This is a genomic window from Sutcliffiella rhizosphaerae (genome assembly GCF_917563925.1).
GTDB classification, from domain to species: Bacteria; Bacillota; Bacilli; order Bacillales; family Bacillaceae_I; genus Sutcliffiella_A; species Sutcliffiella_A rhizosphaerae.
Genome location: NZ_CAKJTJ010000018.1, coordinates 1 through 18,265 on the forward strand (window position 1 = coordinate 1; position 18,265 = coordinate 18,265).

Consider the following 18,265-nt stretch of genomic DNA (forward strand, 5'->3'; position numbering starts at 1 on the left):
CCAATAAAGAGTTTGAGCTGTTGCTCAAAAATCTTGCTAGCTTGTTACTTAATTTCGTTCATGTTAACTATTAAAAGTTAACGTGGACGCTGTTGTTTTGTTTAGTTTTCAAAGAGCATTTTTTGTTGATATCGCTCAGAAGCGACTTTCTCAATATAACATGAATCCTTCAATCAAGTCAACATGTTTTTGAGATTTTCTTTTCGCCATCTGCTTTTGAAACGTTGTTGTTGCAGCGACGAATAATAATATATCACGGTATTTGTTTTTCCGTCAATAGTTTTTTTCAAAAATATTGATTACCTTTCTTGGCGGTTTTTAATCATGGTTCTTTCTTAAAGATTGTTGTTACCTTAACCTAAATTACAGGAAAAGAGCACGACAGTAACTGTTATCTAATTATATTCGGAAAAGACACAAAGTTTGCGAAAATAGCCTTATCATACACAACAAAGGCCGTAATCATTATAACTACGGCCTTCTAATTATAAAGATTCTCTTGCTTTGGATCGAATATATTTCATGCATTCCTTAGGTGGAGCTACTCTAGTGAACATTTTATATAGAATTTGATAACGTTCTTCCATTGAATGTTTTACTACCCGATCAATCCGATTGTCTTCAAAGTCATGCAGTAGTTCTTCCAGCTCTCTTTTAAGCAAGTATTCCATTTCTTTTACTTCTTTATTATTCAAAAGCATTCCTAACATCTCTTCACCTCAAAAAGTTCTTTATAGTTATTTTTTCCACCAAACCTATTTTTATGAAACATTTTCCTAAATATTTTTTGCATAAGATTTGTCCAAACGAATATTTATGAAAGTAGATACTGTGGACAAGGGGGGAAATTATGAATGGCTTCTATGTCATAAACGGAAAGAAATTAAAGCAATTTTCCATTATAATATTGGCAGCATTCTTTACTGCAGGAATTTTATATATAGAAAATTTCTCAAATCAACCAGTATTTTCAACAAAAGATGGACCTAGAGCTATTTATAAGGGAGAAGGCAGCATCAAAGAAGTAGCACTTTCCTTTGATATTAGTTGGGGTGATGAAAAAGCATTGCCTATTTTGGACTTATTGAAGCAAAACGGAATATCAGGTGTTACTTTCTTTTTATCCGCTTCATGGGCGGAAAGGCATCCTGATATTGTAAAACGCATTGTAGAGGATGGCCATGAGATCGGAAGTATGGGCTATGCCTACCAAAATTACCGAGACCTTGAGGATCTAAAGATGAAAAGGGACATTCTTAAATCATTGGATGTGTTTGAAAAGCTCGGCGTAAAAAAAGTGTCACTATTGCGTCCACCTAAAGGGGCATTTGACAAAAGAGTTTTAGAAATCGCCAACTCTCTTGGGTTTACTGTTGTGCATTGGAGTGTAGATTCACATGATCTTATCAATCCAGGGAAAGATATTATCGTGGAGAATGTCACGAAGAATTTAAGTAAAGGTGACATCGTTCTGTTGCATGCATCTGATTCTGCTAAACAAACAGAAGATGCCTTGCCAGATATTATTCAATTTATTAAAAGCAAAGGCTTTGAAATCAGCAGTGTTACGGAATTAATTAACAATACAAAAGCAAAGAGTAAAGAAGTTCAATAAGAAAAGCGCTTCTCTTCTTCCGAGAAGCGCCTTTCTTATTTTGCGGCAGAATTCTTATTTAATCGGTGCAAAAGTAATACTTGATACGAATTACACGCAAGAAGTGGGAAAAGCATGAATAATAACCATTCAGGCGAATTTTCACGAAGTACTGGAAACCACTCTATCGTGGTCACTACAATCATAAAGAATAACGTCGGGATAAATGCATGTTTATTAGTTTGCGCACTTTTCACATATGCAACAAGCAACCCATATACCAACAGGAAGATGGGATATGCGAAATAAGGCAACAAAGAGTCTCCGTCATTTGCGAAAGCGATATAACGGAAATAAACCAGATCAAAAAGGACAAAAATGATAAGTACAATTTGTACTGTGTTCCATAAGGATTTAAAGATCCCTAGTCCGAAACGATGGATAGTAAGGTATGCAAAAAAGCCCATCTGACTGATAATACTAAAAATCAAGCCGACCCCAATATACCAGGCAATAACAGAGAGGAATTCCAAATATTCTCCGTTTGCAAATTCTGTTGTATGTTGATCCCATCGCACTATAAACGCAACAATAACCGTTGTTACTGCTCCGACTAGTAACGTGGAAAGAAATAACCGTACCCAATTACGACTGTTCACTGCTTCTTTTCCTCCATTATTACAGATTGAAGACACTATTATTGATTGTACCAATCTACCCAATAAAAATCTATATTTCGTCGCTTGGAAATTTGTATATTTCATTAACTTTGTTACATATTAAACGTATGAATACCTGTTGGAAGGAGTTTTTCTTCATGAAATACTACATGTTACCGCTTCTCCTTCTTTTTCTAGGGCTCACTGGGTGTGCTCAAGGTGAGCAAGGCGGGCAAATGGATTATGATCAAACCAAGAAAATGGTTGTCGATATATTAAAAACAGATGATGGAAAAAAAGCCATTGAGGAAATTATGGCAGATGATAAAATGAAAGCCAATTTTGTTCTGGACCAGGAAGTAGTGACCAAGTCCATTGAACAAACTCTGGAAAGCGATAAGGGAACTGAGTTTTGGAAAAAAGCCTTTGAGGATCCGAAGTTCGCAGAGACTTTTGCCAAAAGCATGCAAAAAGAGCATGAAAAATTGTTAAAAGATCTAATGAAGGATCCTGAATATCAAGGCATGATGGTTCAAATTTTGCAGGACCCGGAAATGGAAAAGCAAATGATAACTGTGATGAGCAGTCAAGAGTACAAAAAGCATCTGCAAAAAATCATTACAGAGACCTTTGAAAGCCCACTTTTTAAAGCTAAAATACAAGATTTATTGTTAAAGGCAGCTGGAGAGATGCAAAGTGGTGGACAAGGTGGTGCTGGAAGTGGTGGGCAAAATCAAGGAGGGGCTGATGGGGGACAACAGTCTTCCGATGGTGGTGGAGGAGGACCATAAATAAACAGCAAACTCCTTAATATTTTATGAAAAAAATAAGCAGGCTCATCTGTAAGGAGATGGCCTGCTTAAATTTTCTACGTTAATTCGACAACCTTTGATGCAATGTCACGATAAATTTTTCCAAGGTCGTGATCTTCCTGATAGATGGATGGGGCAAAGTCATCATCGTTCCAGTCAGGCTGTTGAAGAGGGAGCTGGCCAAGTAATGGTGCTTGAAGTTCTTCAGCAAGCTTTTCTCCTCCACCTTTTCCGAATACATATTCTTTCTCCCTTGTTACTTTACTTTCAAAGAATGCCATATTTTCAATAACACCAATGACTTCATGGTCGGTCTTTATAGCCATTGCCCCTGCTCTTGCAGCAACAAAAGCTGCAGTCGGATGAGGAGTTGTGACAATTAACTCTTTACAGGACGGGAGCATGGAATGGACATCAAGTGCAACATCACCTGTTCCAGGAGGTAGATCAAGCAATAGATAGTCAATATCGCCCCACTCTACTTCATTAAAGAAACTATTCAGCATTTTTCCAAGCATTGGTCCACGCCAAATAACCGGAGAATTGTCTTCCACAAAGAAACCCATGGAAATTACCTGAACACCAAAGCGCTCAACTGGAATGATTTTTTCACCGCGAACGACTGGACGCTTTGTAATCCCCATCATATCGGGGACACTAAATCCGTAGATATCCGCATCGATCAAGCCGACTTTCTTTCCTAGACGTGCTAAGGAAACGGCAAGATTCACCGATACCGTCGATTTTCCTACCCCACCTTTTCCGCTGGCAATAGCAAGGAACGTGGTTTTTTTACTTGTAAGAAGAGTTTCTTCTTCTTTTGGTGCTGCTGAACCAAAACGTTCTAAGACCTCTTGCGGAAGTTCTGTGAAACGAAGCCCGACCGTTGCTGCGCCAGCTTCCTTCAAAAGGTTAACAATCGTGCTTTGTAATTGCATTTGTTCTGCTGTTCCTGTTTTGGCTAATGCAATCTTCACACTGACATGGTTTTTTTCTTCTTTGATGGAGATTTCTTGGATGGCATTTGTCTCTTCAAATGTTTTATGTAAAAACGGATCGTGTAGATCTTTTAATTGCTGTACAACTGTCGCTTCTGTTAACAAAGTGACCCCACCTTTATATCAATGAATTCGTTTACAATAGTAGTATAACATAACGATTGAACTATTTTTTATATCGTGCTTGGAAAAAGAAAGATCCTCCCAACTATTATTGTGGTGGATCTGGCAGTTCTGCTTCTTCTGTGTAATGTCTCATCACACCATTATAAATAGATGCAGCTAAGGATTTTTGGTAATCCTCTGTGTTAAGCAGCGCTCGTTCCGATGGGTTGGATAAGAACCCCACTTCCACAAGCGTACCGGGTATTTCGGCATTTTTTAAAATGAATAAACTGCTAATTGGCTTTGCATAACGATTTGTATTCTCAAGGTTTACACGGAATTCATCCTGAATGAATTTCGCAATCCGCGCATTTTCTTCATGATTTCTACTATGATAAAAGGTTTGGGCACCTCGCCACCTCGGGGAAGGAATAGCGTTTAAGTGAATACTAAGGAAAAGGTCACCATCCGATTCATTGATCATTTCAATTCGTTTTCTTAAGTCTTCTACCTTCCGGCGACTATATCCCTTTGTAGAAGGATCAGCTAAATCCACATCGTCTTCTCTTGTCATCAAGACTAAAGCTCCTTGCTCTTGCAGATAATCCTTCACATACAAAGAAACTTGCAAGGCTATGTCCTTTTCTAAAATATCACCGCCAACAGCCCCTCCATCAGGTCCGCCATGGCCAGGATCTAAAATAATGATTTTTCCGCTTAACGGGAGGTTCCATTGCTCCCATGTATCTTTTGTGAATAGTTGAAATTGGAAAATGGCCGCCATAGTTAGGGCTGCCGTTAAAAACGCCCAAAACTTCCACCTTTTCATATATGTACCCCTCCCGCATGTCCACTCTATACACTATATGGGACAAGGGGAGTGAATATGTTAATTAGTGTAACCTCATGCGGTATCTTTTTTCTCCCTTATGAAAGCCTTCCCGCCACCAATAATCCACAAAGGCCTCACAGGTCCTATAAAAGGACTCATTTGCCAAGTCATTTTCGGGTTGGATTCCCCAATACAAAAAATAATCATAGAGAGTATCATTCAAATATTTCTCTTCTATTAGACAGCGCGTTTTCACTTTTTCTACACCTTCTCCAAAATACCCGAATCTGCTATAGGATGCGCCTAGCAAATACGATTCAATGGCAATATCCAAGCAGCCCTCTTCAATTGCTGATGTATGCTGACGCTTATTTTTTAAGTATGGGGTAAAAAAGTCCTTCACTTTGGTCCGCAAAATTTCTAATGATATTTCCCGCAGCATTTTGCGTTCATATTTTAACTGTTTCTCTCTTCGTTTTTCTTTGAAGGTTGTCACGATATTCATCTCTTTCACACCCTTTCCCTTTTAGTTTCCTAATGGGCCATAGCTTTCATGCGTGGAAAGAATGAGTACGTTTTTCCAAGTAAGAAATTGGGAGAAAAGCGGAAGCGCCTTGACCAGCCCCGACAAGCATACAAAAAACCTGCGCATTGTTTAGCACAGGCCGTAAATAAGTTATTCTGTTTTATGAAGCGTTTTTCGCTTTACTTCTTCTAATTTTTCATACGTTTCCATCATAATCTGTTCCACTTCTTGTAAGTAGATGTGTTGTTGTTCTTCTTGATCCAACTCAAATGAATTGATTAGTTCTTCTGTGTATTGGCGTAACTCCAGCTTTCTCTTTTCCGCTTCCACTGCTGTATATTCCTCCAGCTCTTTATTAGCTGCTGACAATTGGCGTGCTATTTCCGCTTTTAATCTCTCCATTTGAATGTCTTTTTCTTTAGAGATCGCCTCTTCCAAAGAGGTGATGGAATCATCTTTTTTCCCTTCAAACCAACTCGTTAATAACGTTTGGATGTTCGTGTTGGCAAATGCATGATTGAATGTTCCGATGAAAATGAAGGCACTTATCATGATAAAAGAAACGATAAAAACTCGCATTTGCTTTTTACCTTTTGCCAAGCAACTTCACCTCTTTGTCATTCTAATCGTTAATGCTTCCCATTACTTCATCAAGGCTCGCTCTTGCTTCTTCTTCTAGCTCAATGGCTTTTGCTGTAATGATATTCTGCTGATCTGTTACAAGTCTGTTGATAATGGTAGTTAACGAATCACGTAAGTCCCTTAATTTAAATTCAATTTGTCTTTCTAAATTATATCTGCTTATTTGCTCCTCTAACGCCAGCTGGGCCGATAATTCCTCTTTAGCCTGTTGAATAGCAGCCTCTAGCTCTGATACTGCTGAATCCTTAGCAGAAGTCAATTCCGTTGTTAATTCATTTACGGCAGCTTGTCCCGTTGAGCTTGTATAATCAGTGAAACTTTGCCTTACCGCTCCTAATGCAGCATCCCCTTGGTTCTGAATGGCAAAATAACCTTCTAAAAATATGTACTGATACACTTGATAGTTCATATTATCGAGCAATTCCCTTTTGTCTGCATCCAAAGAAGCGATATGGGCATCTTTCGTACTCATGATTTCAGCGCCAACCCTTGTCAATTCAGATGCCATCGTTTGATTAATTCTTTGACCAGCTCCAGTTTTTAACTGCTCCGAGTTAGCGGCCCAATTTTGAAACGCTTCATTCGCAGATGCTTCATTGTCAGCTAATATGGATTGCTGCGTATTTCCGAAGAGATTGTTATACCATTGTCTTAATGGAGATCCTTCACTTGCACTTGCAAAGGTTAAACCAACACCAGATACTAAACCTACAACTACTGTTACAGATACTAATTTCTTTTTCAAAGACATGTATATCGCTCCTTTTATAAAATTATTGGTTGTCTTTCAATAATTCAGTTAGGAAGAGCTCAAGTTCATAATCCAGTTCTTCCTCCAGGTCACTTTTTCGCTTTTCGGTGTATACGGTTAGTGGATCTTGAAGTAATCGTTCTTTTTCCAATGTTAATTGTTTCAAGTATTCATTTTGATGGAATTCGATATTACTCTTTGTTGAGGTAGTGGTAGACGTGAGGAATTGTTCTAGTTCTAGGAAGTGGTGGAAGTTGTCTTCTTCTTGATTTATAAACAGATTTTCGATGTTTGGAAGCTCTTGGCCGGAATAAGTTGTTACTTTTGTGAACACCCAATCTTTAAGGTTGTCCCAATTTTTTGCATGGACTTTTTTTGCATGGACTTGGCTACTTGAAAAGAAAATAAAACAGATTGCCAAGCATAGAAGCGTTCCTTTCTTGTACATCATTCTTTTTCTCATGGCCCCCTTTTTATTTATTTCACTATTAAGAACAAATTATAAAGCATTTTCTCCTATTCGATAAGTTGCGTATGGCCTATTTTATTCTTTATATAGAACATATAAACACGGTTAGTATTACCTAATTTTTACACAAATTCCAATTAGGTGTATGAAATAATACTTAGGTATTTAGATGTATGCTAGGAACCTGAAGAGATGTAATTTATCATTTCTACCAGGCTAGGAGCCCTTCCACTTATGTTTGTTTTACATACTTTAAGAGTAGTACAAAACATACAGGAAAGAAGGGAAAGTATTATGAACAGATTTAGACGGCCTCATGGAGGGAACTGTTTCCCTGGATATAGATGGTGTGGACCCGGTTGCTCTGGGCCTGGTGCGCCAACAAATGAAGTAGATTCTTGCTGTAAAGCGCATGATGAATGTTATCGAAGGTTTGGCCCATCAAGATACTGTGACCAGCTTTTTCAAAATTGCCTCCTTCCAAGAATAAATCGACATAATCAGATGGGTAGGGATGCGGAGTTATTTTATAAGGCGATGAGGGTTCCAAGAGTTTTTCGGTGATTACGAGAGAAAGGGTCTTAGACAAAATCTGATTCAGGGGGTGTTTACCTCTTATGTATGAATCATATTTTCTTTAAGCGGCAGGCTCATGACTTTTTAGGAGTGATTTTTTTTGTACTACTTTTATAATCCGTATTTGAACCACTACCATAACGGTACTAACAATAGATTGCTTAATCGATATACAACTACCAGACATAGTAGATATAGAACTAATCATTTTGCAATTAGGATAAAATCTTTTTCAAAAGAAGAGGCTGCAGCAATCGCCGTACTTTTAGGGATTGATTTTAATAAAAGCAAATTTGATTTAGAGGAATTTTGGCTAGGAGTAAATACAGAACTTGAGCATGGAAGTATAGTCAGCCAAACTAATGTTACAGGAGATGATCCTATTCTAACCGGGAAAATCGCACTTGCTCATCTGAACGAATTTCCTGATTACTACAAAAGATTAAAGGTGCTTGAGGAAGAAGCGAAAGCCTTTTGGAATAAATGATGTAGCGTGAACACCCAAAGTTGGAATCGGATTTTTTATAGGGATGATAGAGATATCATTTTAAACTTGCTTAAAAGCAATTTTCAACCATAAAAAGCCCTTCAAACCTAATCGTTTGAGGGGCTTTACATGTACAAATATTTAGGTCGTAGTATTTTTTCTATCTATGCCTTTTATAAAATAGTATCTATTTAAAGTCTTTTAATCATGGAGCTTATTTAATTAAGCACCTTAGTTTTAGTGTAAAAAAAGTTACAAGAAATGGAAGAGTATACTGATGTGATGAAACTATAAAGGAGAATAAATAATGGAATTACTAATTAATTACTTGTACAGACAGAAGAGTCAATATCCATTATAAGCAGGTCTGAGGAATATGAGATGGGTCCCATATAAATAGGTACTTAGAAGACCTAAAAAAAGACTCTACGCTTTTAGGTTGGGGTGTATGGTTTGTATTAGATTAAGAAAATAACCATAATATATGGGATATTGGTTTTAAGGGCAAACCTAATTCAGAAAGCACTGTTGAAATCGGATATGGAATCGTACCTTCCGCACAAGGTAAGGGATATGCAACTGAAGCAGTTCAAAAACTTGTAGAATGGGCTCTTTCAAATAAAAATGTAACTAAGATAGTTGCTGAATGTCTTAATGATAACGTACCTTCAATGAGAGTCCTAGAAAAGTTACAGATGAAGAGAATTGGTTCACAAAAAAGTATGTTAAATTGGCAATTGGAAAAATAATCTTTTTAGTCTTGATACAAGTAAGACACGCTAGTAATAGCACGTCTTAGTGTGTAGACAAGATGCTAGTGAATGAGACTTAAGTGCTAATTAATTTGAGACGAGTATTACACTCTAATTAAACATGCCGATATAATTACTATCGAGTATACGTATGTATCATCGGTCCATAACATCTTAAAAGGGGGTTCCACAAATGAAGTCACTTAAACTAAAATTAATTAGTATGTCTCTGTTATTGCTCGCCGTACCAAGTCTTATTATTGGCATCGTCGGATATGTCAACGCCAAAGACAGCCTTAATGGTTTAGGCCAGACCAATCTCAAAAACGGGGTTGAGATGGCAATCCAAATGATCGATTCACTTGATCTGGAAGTAAAAGCAGGAAATTTATCAATAGAGGAAGCACAGGAAAGAGTCAAAACCTATTTAATCGGACCAAAAATGGAAGAAGGGAAACGTGACATTACGAGTCCGGTAGACCTTGGCGAACACGGGTATTTCTTGGTATATGATGAAGAAGGCCTTGAAGTTGCCCATCCAACGCTTGAAGGGATAAATGTCTGGGACGTAAAGGATATTGACGGAAATCTTATTGTCCAGGAACAAATCAAAATAGGAAAATCTGGTGGGGGATTTTATACATATAAATGGGCTCTTCCAAGTGATCCGGACACAGTAGCGGAGAAAATAAGCTATAATAAGCTAGAACCGAATTGGGGCTGGATTGTCAGTGCAGGAACATATAAGATGGATTTTAATGCTGCCGCCACCAATCTGCTGACTTTGCTTGCTATTACCCTTGGTGCTGCTCTGCTAATTGGAGCCTTCATCACATATCTTTTTTCAAAGCATCTTGCCGATCCAATCATTGAAATAACAAATCAGGTCAAAGAAGTTGCTGATGGCAATCTCGCTATAGAATTGAAAGAGCTTAAACGAAACGATGAGATTGGCCATCTTGTAAGCGGTTTCTCGTTAATGGTGAACAGCTTGAAGCATTTGATCGGAAGAGTAGAACAATCAATATCCGAAATCGGACTAACTTCTGACAATCTAAGCGCCATTTCTGAAGAGACAAACGCAGCTGGGGAAGAAATCAGCCGGGCTATCGAAGAAATCTCCAAAGGATCCATTCAACAAGCATCCGAGACAGAGGAAACAAACCAGATTACCCTTTCATTAACTTCCCAAATTGAAAGCTTACATTCAAAAAACAAAAATATGCTGTCTGCTTCGAAAGACGCGCAGAATTCAAATACAACTGGTCTTGATTCAGTAGAACAGCTTAAAATGACATCCGAGCACAGTCAAATACTGATCAATGGAGTTCAGGAAGTGATCACTGGGCTTTTAAATAAAGTGAAGGAAATCGAAACAATCCTTGGAACGATCAATGAAGTTTCAGACCAGACCAACTTGCTAGCATTAAACGCAAGTATCGAAGCTGCTAGAGCAGGTGAACACGGAAAAGGATTTGCTGTCGTAGCAGAAGAAGTAAGAAAACTGGCTGAACAAACATCTTCCGCAACAGAAAAAGTCCGCGCGACACTGACGGGAATTGAAAATGAAACAAGTATAGTTAACAAAGAGATGGAAAAAACTGCTGAGATAGTCAGAGAACAAAGCGATGCCGTAGCTGGAACGGAAGCATCCTTTAAAATGATTGCCTCTTCTATTGATAATATTTATGGGGCAATCGAGGAAGTCAATGAAGAAATGCAAGGCCTTACTGCTGCTAAAGAGCAATTCACAACATCAATTGAACACATAGCAGCCATCAGCCAGGAAACTGCAGCTTCCACTGAAGAGGTGACAGCCTCCATAGAAGAGCAGCAAAGAGCTATTCAAGTCGTTTCAGAATCAGCTACCTCATTGAATGAAGAAATTTCCGACTTAAAGAATGCGATCAACTATTTCAAATTATAGTTACATAAGTGATCCATGTATCCGAACAAAAAAAGAGGCAGATAACCAGCTGCCTCTTTTTTTGTTCCCTTTTGTTCAATAATCCTTCTTAGACTGACCTTCCCCGTGTATAGAATAAGGGCTTGGTTACTTTTGTGCAGTTTTGGTCAAAAACGATTTTTCACATTAAAAAAGCCCTTCAAACCTAATCGTTTGAGGGGCTTTAAACGTACAAATATTAACGTTTTGAGAACTGAGGTGCACGACGTGCGCCTTTAAGTCCGTATTTTTTACGCTCTTTCATACGTGCGTCACGAGTTAGTAGACCAGCACGTTTTAGGGAAGCACGGAACTCAGGATCTGCTTGTAATAAAGCACGAGCGATTCCGTGACGGATAGCACCAGCTTGACCAGTGTATCCTCCACCATTAACGTTTACTAATACATCGTAGTTACCTTCTGTTTCCGTAACTGCCAATGGTTGTTTAACTACATTACGTAGCGCTTCGAATGGAATATAGTTTTCGATTTCACGATCGTTGATTACGATTTGTCCGTTACCAGGAACTAGACGTACACGCGCAACGGAGCTTTTACGACGACCAGTGCCGTAGTATTGTACTTGTGCCAAAGTTATACCCTCCTTAATAATTAACCGCGAAGTTCGTAAACTTCAGGTTGTTGTGCTTGATGTGGATGTTCGTTTCCAGCATACACATTTAATTTTTTGTATTGTTGGCGTCCAAGACTTCCTTTTGGAAGCATGCCTTTGATTGCTAGTTCTAACATCTTTGTAGGATAGTTAGTACGCATTTCTAGAGCCGTTCTTTGTTTTAATCCACCTGGGTGCATTGTGTGACGGTAGTAGATCTTACCGTTTAACTTGTTACCAGTTAGATGAATTTTTTCTGCATTGATAATGATTACATGATCTCCAGTGTCTACGTTTGGAGTGTAAGTTGGTTTATGTTTACCACGTAAAATGGATGCAACTTCACTTGCAAGACGACCTAAAGTTTGACCTTCAGCGTCAACCACGTACCATTTACGATTTACTTCGCTAGCTTTCGCCATAAACGTTGTACGCATTTATATTTCCCTCCTAAAAAATAAAACTTTAATTTTCAATTGTTCATATATTTTATTCAACACGATGAAACACTTCCGGGGCTTTATCGTGGGGTTAAAATACATACCATGTGATATCTTATATCTTTTTGCTCCGAATGTCAAGAAAATGTTACACCAGGATTAGTTGTCATTATAATGTACTTCCCACAAGTATAATCCGTGTGCTGGCGCTGTTTTTCCGGCCTCTTTTCTGTTTGTTGCAGCAAGGATAGATGGGATATCTGTTGGTAATTTTTTACCTTGACCAATTTCAAGAATCGTACCGACAATAATTCGAACCATGTTGTACAAAAATCCGTTCCCAACAATTCGAAACTCTAATTCATTTCCCTCCAAAACAGCTTCGAGGGAATAGATATGTCTTGTTTTATCCTCTACTTCTGTTTTTGCAGAACAGAAGCTCGTAAAGTCATGTTCTCCAATGAAAAAGGGACAGGCTTCTTGTATCGCTTCTATGTTTAATGGATATGGATAGTGATACACATGGTCCCGACGGAATACATCGAAGTTTTCGGCAAGGTCCAGTTTATATCGGTATTCTTTTTTTACTACTTCAAAGCGTGCATGAAAAGAACCATCTACCTTCTCTACCCGCTTCACCCAAATATCATTTGGCAGGTTAGCGTTCAACGCTTTCTGCCATGCTTGTTCAGCAATGGTTAAAACAGAGTCGAAATGAAGTACTTGTCCTTCCGCGTGGACACCAGCATCTGTTCTACCTGATGCGTAAACTTTTATCTCCGCACCTTTATGGATACGAGATAATGCTTTTTGTATTTCTAGTTGAACTGTTCGCTTTTCCTTTTGGATTTGATAGCCTTCAAACCGTGCTCCATCATAGGCAATGGTACATTTATATCTATTCATCGCATCTATCTCCATTATGTTCGTATGAGGAACAATATAAACGTGAGGGCAGCGAGGACAAGCATTAAGGCTGTATCCTTCATCTGCCACTTTAGCAGGCGATATTTTGTACGCCCTTCTCCACCTTTATAGCCTCTGGATTCCATGGCGGTAGCAAGCTCCTCCGCCCGTTTAAAAGCGCTGATAAACAATGGGACTAGTAACGGCACTAAAGCCTTCACACGCTCTTTAAGCGGCCCTACAGTGAAGTCTGCGCCCCTTGCACTTTGCGCTTTCATGATTTTATCCGTCTCTTGCATTAATGTTGGAATGAAACGAAGAGAAATCGACATCATCAGTGCCAATTCATGTACAGGCACACCGATCTTTTTGAACGGTCCAAACAACGTTTCCATCCCATCTGTCACCGCAATCGGTGTTGTCGTTAACGTTAGCAGAGTAGTAATCGTAATTAAAAATAAAAAGCGGAGTGAGATAAATATCGCTTGTATAATTCCTTCTTCATATACTTGAATAAATCCTAATTCAAATAATAATGTCCCTTCTTTTGTCAAAAACACATGAAACACCATCGTAAAAGCAATAATCCATATAATCGGCTTTAATCCCTTTAAGATGAATGTAACAGGTATTCTAGTAAGCAATACGACAGAGAGTGTGAATATAGCTAGCGATAGGTAACCCCACACGTTATTGGCAAGAAAGACGATAATGACAAAGATAAATACTAACAAAAGTTTAGCTCTCGGATCCATTCGGTGTATAAGTGACGTTCCTGGGACATATCTACCGATTATTAAGTTGTTCATTCTATGCTCTGCCCCCTTTTCCATCGGGAAGCGATCGTTCTGGCCACATCATCAATCGTCAAGCAAACTTCTTCAAAGTCTTGATTAGTACGTCTCCCTAGCTCTTGCATGAAGAGTACAGTTTCCGGAACATCTAATCCTAACTTTTGTAATTCTTTTGGTTGTGAAAAAATAGCTGTTGGCGTACCTTCCATTCCAACGGTTCCGTTATTCATGACGACGATCGAATCGGCATACTTAGCGGCATCCTCCATACTATGAGTAACCAGTATGGTAGTGAGCCCCTGTTCCTTATGCAGCTTATAAAATAGGTCCATTATTTCTTTGCGTCCTCTTGGATCTAAACCTGCAGTAGGCTCATCCAATACAAGAACCTCGGGCTGCATCGCCAAGACACCAGCTATCGCTACCCGGCGCATTTGCCCACCACTTAAATCAAAAGGAGAAGATTCCCAATACTTTTCCGGAAAACCTACTTTTTCAAGTGCTTCATATGCACGCTTCTTTGCTTCCTTTTCTGGAACCCCAAAGTTTAGCGGTCCAAAACAAACATCCTTTACTACTGTTTCGTCAAACAGCTGATGTTCGGGAAACTGAAAAACGATGCCTACCTTCTTTCGGACAGATTTAATTTGCTTCTCTTTTTTATTCGCTTCTAGGGTAATATCCCCAATTTGAATCGTTCCCTTAGTTGGACGTAGCAGTCCGTTTAAGTGCTGCAGCAGCGTTGATTTCCCTGAACCTGTATGTCCAATAACAGCAGTGTAGGAATGATTTTGTATCGTAAGATCTATGTCAAACAATGCTACTCTTTCAAAAGGGGTATTTGCCTGATATCGATGTTCTAATTCTTTAATGGTAATTTGCATAGCTCGTCCATCAGCCTTTCCCTGTTCGTTGGAGTATGTTCAAATTCTACACCCAGTGCTTTCAGTTTATTTGCCAAAAGAATAGGAAAAGGTAAATCGAGGCCAATTTCCACCAGCTTTTCTCCTAATAGAAAAATCTCATCTGGTGTACCTTCTGCAAATACTTCCCCTTCATTCAACACTATAATCCTGTCCGCTCTAGCTGCTTCTTCCAGGTCATGTGTGATGGATATAACAGTTACCCCTTCTTTTCTCCGTAAGTCCTCAATTGTCTGTATCACTTCTTTACGACCTAGAGGATCTAACATACTTGTGGCTTCATCGAGAATAATAACAGACGGCCTCAACGCAATTAGCCCAGCGATGGCTACACGTTGCTTTTGCCCCCCTGAGAGCTGATGTGGCTCTTGGGTTAAAAAAGATTCCATCCCTACTTTTTGAATTCCATCTGCCACGCGGGAAACCATTTCTTCGCGCGGGATACCAATATTTTCTAAACCAAACGCAACATCATCCTCTACGGTTGAACCAACAAACTGGTTATCTGGGTTTTGAAAAACCATTCCAACTAGTTTTCGAATATCCCATATGGATTCTTCCGAGAGTTCAACACCTTGTACATGTACGGTACCATCTGTTGGTAGCTGCAGCCCGTTAAGAATGCGAGCAAGCGTCGATTTTCCTGAACCGTTATGTCCGACAATGGCAGTCCATTGTCCTTGCTCTATTGCCAAGTCTATGTTTTTAAGGGTGACCTCTTCCTGGTTTGGATACCGAAAGTGTAACCCCTTTACCTCTATGATGGCCATACCACGATCAAGCTCCTCTCTTCTCTACTAACTATCTCTTCTTTGATTTCCGCTGCATGCGCTCGCTTCCATCAATCTTCTGTCAAATTGTAAATGAGATACTAATAACTTTTCAAGTATTATCGGTTTCTAGCTTTTGAGTAGCGTGCAAGTCATGTAGCGGTTTGCGATGATCCATTTCTCACAACCGCTACGAAGAATCAACCTTTAACATATTCAAAGACAAAAAAATAAAGGGCATAGATCAGTCATTACAACTGTCCGCCCTTATTTGACTGATTGATTTCGAGGTTAAAAGGGCGTTTCCGCACTTTCAACTTCTAATTCAATAGATTGGAATTATACTAATTCAATGATTACCATTGGAGCTCCGTCTCCACGACGAGGTCCGACTTTCATGATACGAGTATATCCACCTTGACGCTCTTCATAACGTGGAGCGATGTCAGCGAATAACTTTTGTACTGCGTCTTGACCAGTTTCTTCGTTTGCCACTTCATGACGAACGTAAGATGCTGCTTGACGACGAGCATGTAAGTCACCACGCTTACCAAGAGTGATCATTTTTTCTACTAAAGAACGTAATTCTTTCGCACGTGCTTCAGTAGTTTCAATGCGCTCGCTGATGATCAAGTCAGTTGTTAAGTCACGTAACATTGCTTTACGTTGTGCGCTAGTACGACCTAATTTTCTGTATCCCATGTTGATGTTCCCTCCTTCTGTAGAAAGTCATGAAACGTTCAAACACATAAAGATGCCTAGTTTTCCGAGTAAAAACTAGTCATCTTTACGCAGGCCAAGTCCAAGCTCTTCTAATTTATGCTTGACTTCCTCTAAAGATTTACGGCCTAAGTTACGAACTTTCATCATATCTTCTTCTGTTTTATTTGCAAGTTCTTGAACAGTGTTGATACCAGCACGCTTCAGGCAGTTGTAAGAACGAACAGATAGATCCAATTCTTCGATAGTCATCTCTAGAACTTTCTCTTTTTGATCTTCTTCTTTTTCTACCATAATTTCAGCGTTTTGAGCCTCATCTGTTAGACCAACAAATATATTTAAGTGCTCAGTTAAAATCTTTGCCCCAAGTGCAACCGCTTCTTGTGGACCGTTACTACCATCTGTCCATACATCTAATGTAAGCTTGTCATAGTTAGACACTTGGCCTACACGTGTATTTTCAACATAATAAGAAACGCGGGAAACTGGAGTAAAGATAGAATCAATAGGAATAACACCGATTGGTTGATCTTCACGTTTGTTTCCATCAGCTGTTACATATCCACGACCGCGTTTTGCAGTGAAACGGATACGTAAGTGAGCGTCCTTAGCTAACGTAGCGATATGAAGGTCAGGGTTAAGGATTTCAACGTCACTGTCATGTGTAATGTCAGCAGCCGTTACAGCACCTTCACCTTGTACATCAATCTCTAACGTTTTCTCATCATCTGAATAGATTTTCAATGCTAGCTTTTTAACGTTCAAAATAACTGTTGTAACATCTTCAACGACGCCTTCAATTGTTGAGAACTCATGCAGTACACCATCTACTTGGATAGATGTTACAGCGGCACCCGGAAGTGAGGATAAAAGAATACGACGTAAGGAGTTACCCAAAGTTGTTCCATATCCACGCTCAAGTGGCTCGACGACGAATTTACCATAATTGGCGTCATCGCTGATTTCAACCGTTTCGATTTTTGGTTTTTCAATTTCTAACATTCATAACCCTCCTTCAAAACGTCGAAACCCCGGAAAGACAAAATGTCTAACCGAAATTCCCCATAGGTATGTCCCGATTGTGCACAACAACAACATTTAATTATCTGTATTATTATACTGTATCATCAGCCATTATTGACATGTATACAAAATCTATACAGACAAATTAAACACGGCGACGTTTTGGTGGACGGCAACCGTTATGAGGTACAGGGGTTACGTCTCTAATTGCAGTAACATCAAGTCCAGCTGCTTGTAATGCACGGATTGCTGCTTCACGACCAGCACCAGGTCCTTTAACTGTAACTTCAAGAGTTTTCAAACCATGCTCCATGCAAGTCTTTGCTGCTGTTTCAGCTGCCATTTGCGCTGCGAATGGAGTAGATTTACGAGAACCTTTGAAACCAAGTGCACCTGCACTAGACCATCCGATAGCATTTCCGTGAGAGTCAGTGATCGTTACAATCGTGTTATTGAATGTAGAACGGATATGCGCGATACCAGTTTCAATATTCTTTTTCACACGGCGTTTACGTGTATTAGTTTTGCGTGCCATATTTCTTACCTCCTTACTTACTTAAAATTATTTCTTTTTGTTCGCTACAGTACGACGAGGTCCTTTACGTGTACGTGCGTTATTTTTAGTGTTTTGACCACGAACCGGTAAACCACGACGGTGACGAAGACCACGGTAGCATCCGATTTCGATAAGACGTTTAATGTTTAGAGAAACTTCACGACGAAGGTCTCCCTCAACTTTTACTTTATCTACGATATCACGAATTTTTCCTAATTCTTCTTCCGTTAAGTCGCGAACGCGAGTATCTTCAGAAACACCAGCTTCTGCTAAGATTCTTTGAGCAGTTGGACGACCAATACCGAAAACATATGTTAATGAAATTACAACGCGTTTGTCGCGAGGAACATCAACACCAGCAATACGTGCCAT

General features: G+C 39.2%; 24 protein-coding genes. 6 read left to right on the top strand and 18 right to left on the bottom strand.

Features of this window, described 5'->3' with window-relative positions; all coding sequences use genetic code 11:
- Nucleotides 1-485 precede the first annotated feature (485 nt).
- A complete protein-coding gene (locus LRP81_RS14750) occupies nt 486-710 on the bottom strand; it encodes a hypothetical protein (protein ID WP_230502413.1) in 225 nt (74 codons plus the stop codon).
- Between the two features lie 140 nt (nt 711-850).
- On the opposite strand from LRP81_RS14750, the gene pdaB reads away from it, so the two are divergent.
- The gene (pdaB, locus tag LRP81_RS14755) at nt 851-1,615 is read left to right on the top strand and encodes a polysaccharide deacetylase family sporulation protein PdaB (RefSeq protein WP_230502415.1); all 765 of its coding nucleotides are present in this window, start codon (nt 851-853) and stop codon (nt 1,613-1,615) included.
- A gap of 35 nt (nt 1,616-1,650) precedes the next feature.
- Here pdaB and LRP81_RS14760 read toward each other — a convergent pair whose 3' ends face one another.
- Nucleotides 1,651-2,253 carry a KinB-signaling pathway activation protein gene (locus tag LRP81_RS14760; RefSeq protein WP_230502417.1) on the bottom strand — a complete coding sequence of 201 codons (603 nt, stop codon included), beginning with the start codon at nt 2,251-2,253 and terminating at the stop codon, nt 1,651-1,653.
- Between the two features lie 158 nt (nt 2,254-2,411).
- Between LRP81_RS14760 and gerD the strand changes: the two genes are divergently transcribed.
- A complete protein-coding gene (gerD, locus tag LRP81_RS14765) occupies nt 2,412-3,044 on the top strand; it encodes a spore germination lipoprotein GerD (protein WP_230502419.1) in 633 nt (210 codons plus the stop codon).
- A gap of 77 nt (nt 3,045-3,121) precedes the next feature.
- On the opposite strand, the gene LRP81_RS14770 is transcribed toward gerD, so the two are convergent.
- From LRP81_RS14770 to LRP81_RS14795, 6 genes are all read right to left on the bottom strand, one after another.
- Nucleotides 3,122-4,168 carry a P-loop NTPase gene (locus LRP81_RS14770; protein WP_230502421.1) on the bottom strand — a complete coding sequence of 349 codons (1,047 nt, stop codon included), beginning with the start codon at nt 4,166-4,168 and terminating at the stop codon, nt 3,122-3,124.
- 106 nt (nt 4,169-4,274) lie between these two features.
- On the bottom strand, nt 4,275-4,997 hold the full coding sequence (gene cwlD / locus LRP81_RS14775; protein ID WP_230502423.1) for an N-acetylmuramoyl-L-alanine amidase CwlD: 723 nt from the start codon (nt 4,995-4,997) through the stop codon (nt 4,275-4,277).
- A 64-nt stretch (nt 4,998-5,061) separates the two neighbouring features.
- A complete protein-coding gene (locus LRP81_RS14780) occupies nt 5,062-5,505 on the bottom strand; it encodes a YbaK family protein (RefSeq protein ID WP_230502424.1) in 444 nt (147 codons plus the stop codon).
- A gap of 171 nt (nt 5,506-5,676) precedes the next feature.
- Nucleotides 5,677-6,126 (bottom strand): hypothetical protein, encoded by a 450-nt coding sequence (locus LRP81_RS14785; RefSeq protein ID WP_230502426.1) that lies wholly within the window; start codon nt 6,124-6,126, stop codon nt 5,677-5,679.
- A 22-nt stretch (nt 6,127-6,148) separates the two neighbouring features.
- The gene (locus LRP81_RS14790) at nt 6,149-6,919 is read right to left on the bottom strand and encodes a hypothetical protein (RefSeq protein ID WP_230502428.1); all 771 of its coding nucleotides are present in this window, start codon (nt 6,917-6,919) and stop codon (nt 6,149-6,151) included.
- A 22-nt stretch (nt 6,920-6,941) separates the two neighbouring features.
- Entirely contained in the window at nt 6,942-7,382 is a 441-nt protein-coding gene (locus LRP81_RS14795) for a hypothetical protein (protein ID WP_230502430.1), read from the bottom strand.
- Nucleotides 7,383-7,682: 300 nt separating this feature from the next.
- Between LRP81_RS14795 and LRP81_RS14800 the strand changes: the two genes are divergently transcribed.
- The 4 genes from LRP81_RS14800 to LRP81_RS14815 all read left to right on the top strand — a co-directional run bounded on the left by LRP81_RS14800 (nt 7,683) and on the right by LRP81_RS14815 (nt 11,130).
- Nucleotides 7,683-7,952, top strand: a complete 270-nt coding sequence (locus tag LRP81_RS14800; protein WP_230502432.1) for a Parvovirus coat protein VP1-like protein — start codon at nt 7,683-7,685, stop codon at nt 7,950-7,952.
- Between the two features lie 112 nt (nt 7,953-8,064).
- Nucleotides 8,065-8,451 carry a DUF5661 family protein gene (locus tag LRP81_RS14805; protein WP_230502434.1) on the top strand — a complete coding sequence of 129 codons (387 nt, stop codon included), beginning with the start codon at nt 8,065-8,067 and terminating at the stop codon, nt 8,449-8,451.
- A 545-nt stretch (nt 8,452-8,996) separates the two neighbouring features.
- Nucleotides 8,997-9,200 (top strand): GNAT family N-acetyltransferase, encoded by a 204-nt coding sequence (locus tag LRP81_RS14810; RefSeq protein ID WP_230502548.1) that lies wholly within the window; start codon nt 8,997-8,999, stop codon nt 9,198-9,200.
- Nucleotides 9,201-9,396: 196 nt separating this feature from the next.
- Nucleotides 9,397-11,130 carry a methyl-accepting chemotaxis protein gene (locus LRP81_RS14815; RefSeq protein WP_230502436.1) on the top strand — a complete coding sequence of 578 codons (1,734 nt, stop codon included), beginning with the start codon at nt 9,397-9,399 and terminating at the stop codon, nt 11,128-11,130.
- Nucleotides 11,131-11,347: 217 nt separating this feature from the next.
- Here LRP81_RS14815 and rpsI read toward each other — a convergent pair whose 3' ends face one another.
- The 10 genes from rpsI to rpsM all read right to left on the bottom strand — a co-directional run bounded on the left by rpsI (nt 11,348) and on the right by rpsM (nt 18,265).
- Nucleotides 11,348-11,740, bottom strand: coding sequence for a 30S ribosomal protein S9 (rpsI, locus tag LRP81_RS14820; RefSeq protein ID WP_152442863.1), 393 nt, complete (start codon nt 11,738-11,740; stop codon nt 11,348-11,350).
- A 20-nt stretch (nt 11,741-11,760) separates the two neighbouring features.
- A complete protein-coding gene (rplM, locus tag LRP81_RS14825; RefSeq protein ID WP_230502439.1) occupies nt 11,761-12,198 on the bottom strand; it encodes a 50S ribosomal protein L13 in 438 nt (145 codons plus the stop codon).
- 162 nt (nt 12,199-12,360) lie between these two features.
- Nucleotides 12,361-13,107 carry a tRNA pseudouridine(38-40) synthase TruA gene (truA, locus tag LRP81_RS14830; RefSeq protein WP_317987083.1) on the bottom strand — a complete coding sequence of 249 codons (747 nt, stop codon included), beginning with the start codon at nt 13,105-13,107 and terminating at the stop codon, nt 12,361-12,363.
- Between the two features lie 14 nt (nt 13,108-13,121).
- Nucleotides 13,122-13,916: an energy-coupling factor transporter transmembrane component T family protein gene (locus LRP81_RS14835; RefSeq protein ID WP_230502441.1), complete on the bottom strand. Its 795-nt coding sequence runs from the start codon at nt 13,914-13,916 to the stop codon at nt 13,122-13,124.
- Nucleotides 13,913-14,785, bottom strand: a complete 873-nt coding sequence (locus LRP81_RS14840) for an energy-coupling factor ABC transporter ATP-binding protein (RefSeq protein ID WP_230502442.1) — start codon at nt 14,783-14,785, stop codon at nt 13,913-13,915. Before LRP81_RS14840 ends, LRP81_RS14835 begins: the two co-directional genes overlap by 4 nt.
- The gene (locus tag LRP81_RS14845; RefSeq protein ID WP_230502444.1) at nt 14,761-15,594 is read right to left on the bottom strand and encodes an energy-coupling factor ABC transporter ATP-binding protein; all 834 of its coding nucleotides are present in this window, start codon (nt 15,592-15,594) and stop codon (nt 14,761-14,763) included. The genes LRP81_RS14840 and LRP81_RS14845 overlap by 25 nt, the downstream gene beginning before the upstream one ends.
- A gap of 339 nt (nt 15,595-15,933) precedes the next feature.
- Entirely contained in the window at nt 15,934-16,296 is a 363-nt protein-coding gene (gene rplQ, locus LRP81_RS14850; RefSeq protein ID WP_064097824.1) for a 50S ribosomal protein L17, read from the bottom strand.
- A 75-nt stretch (nt 16,297-16,371) separates the two neighbouring features.
- Nucleotides 16,372-17,316 carry a DNA-directed RNA polymerase subunit alpha gene (locus LRP81_RS14855; protein WP_230502447.1) on the bottom strand — a complete coding sequence of 315 codons (945 nt, stop codon included), beginning with the start codon at nt 17,314-17,316 and terminating at the stop codon, nt 16,372-16,374.
- Nucleotides 17,317-17,482: 166 nt separating this feature from the next.
- Nucleotides 17,483-17,872, bottom strand: a complete 390-nt coding sequence (gene rpsK, locus LRP81_RS14860) for a 30S ribosomal protein S11 (protein ID WP_230502449.1) — start codon at nt 17,870-17,872, stop codon at nt 17,483-17,485.
- 27 nt (nt 17,873-17,899) lie between these two features.
- Nucleotides 17,900-18,265 (bottom strand): 30S ribosomal protein S13, encoded by a 366-nt coding sequence (rpsM, locus tag LRP81_RS14865; protein ID WP_230502451.1) that lies wholly within the window; start codon nt 18,263-18,265, stop codon nt 17,900-17,902.

Bases quoted from the DNA above. Each gene is read 5' to 3' on its own strand.
- LRP81_RS14750 (WP_230502413.1), bottom strand. From the start codon at position 710: ATGTTAGGAATGCTTTTGAATAATAAAGAAGTAAAAGAAATGGAATAC.
- pdaB (WP_230502415.1), top strand. From the start codon at position 851: ATGAATGGCTTCTATGTCATAAACGGAAAGAAATTAAAGCAATTTTCC.
- gerD (WP_230502419.1), top strand. From the start codon at position 2,412: ATGAAATACTACATGTTACCGCTTCTCCTTCTTTTTCTAGGGCTCACT.
- cwlD (WP_230502423.1), bottom strand. From the start codon at position 4,997: ATGAAAAGGTGGAAGTTTTGGGCGTTTTTAACGGCAGCCCTAACTATG.
- LRP81_RS14780 (WP_230502424.1), bottom strand. From the start codon at position 5,505: ATGAATATCGTGACAACCTTCAAAGAAAAACGAAGAGAGAAACAGTTA.
- LRP81_RS14790 (WP_230502428.1), bottom strand. From the start codon at position 6,919: ATGTCTTTGAAAAAGAAATTAGTATCTGTAACAGTAGTTGTAGGTTTA.
- LRP81_RS14795 (WP_230502430.1), bottom strand. From the start codon at position 7,382: ATGAGAAAAAGAATGATGTACAAGAAAGGAACGCTTCTATGCTTGGCA.
- LRP81_RS14800 (WP_230502432.1), top strand. From the start codon at position 7,683: ATGAACAGATTTAGACGGCCTCATGGAGGGAACTGTTTCCCTGGATAT.
- LRP81_RS14815 (WP_230502436.1), top strand. From the start codon at position 9,397: ATGAAGTCACTTAAACTAAAATTAATTAGTATGTCTCTGTTATTGCTC.
- rplM (WP_230502439.1), bottom strand. From the start codon at position 12,198: ATGCGTACAACGTTTATGGCGAAAGCTAGCGAAGTAAATCGTAAATGG.
- truA (WP_317987083.1), bottom strand. From the start codon at position 13,107: ATGAATAGATATAAATGTACCATTGCCTATGATGGAGCACGGTTTGAA.
- LRP81_RS14835 (WP_230502441.1), bottom strand. From the start codon at position 13,916: ATGAACAACTTAATAATCGGTAGATATGTCCCAGGAACGTCACTTATA.
- LRP81_RS14840 (WP_230502442.1), bottom strand. From the start codon at position 14,785: ATGCAAATTACCATTAAAGAATTAGAACATCGATATCAGGCAAATACC.
- LRP81_RS14845 (WP_230502444.1), bottom strand. From the start codon at position 15,594: ATGGCCATCATAGAGGTAAAGGGGTTACACTTTCGGTATCCAAACCAG.
- rplQ (WP_064097824.1), bottom strand. From the start codon at position 16,296: ATGGGATACAGAAAATTAGGTCGTACTAGCGCACAACGTAAAGCAATG.
- LRP81_RS14855 (WP_230502447.1), bottom strand. From the start codon at position 17,316: ATGTTAGAAATTGAAAAACCAAAAATCGAAACGGTTGAAATCAGCGAT.
- rpsK (WP_230502449.1), bottom strand. From the start codon at position 17,872: ATGGCACGCAAAACTAATACACGTAAACGCCGTGTGAAAAAGAATATT.
- rpsM (WP_230502451.1), bottom strand. From the start codon at position 18,265: ATGGCACGTATTGCTGGTGTTGATGTTCCTCGCGACAAACGCGTTGTA.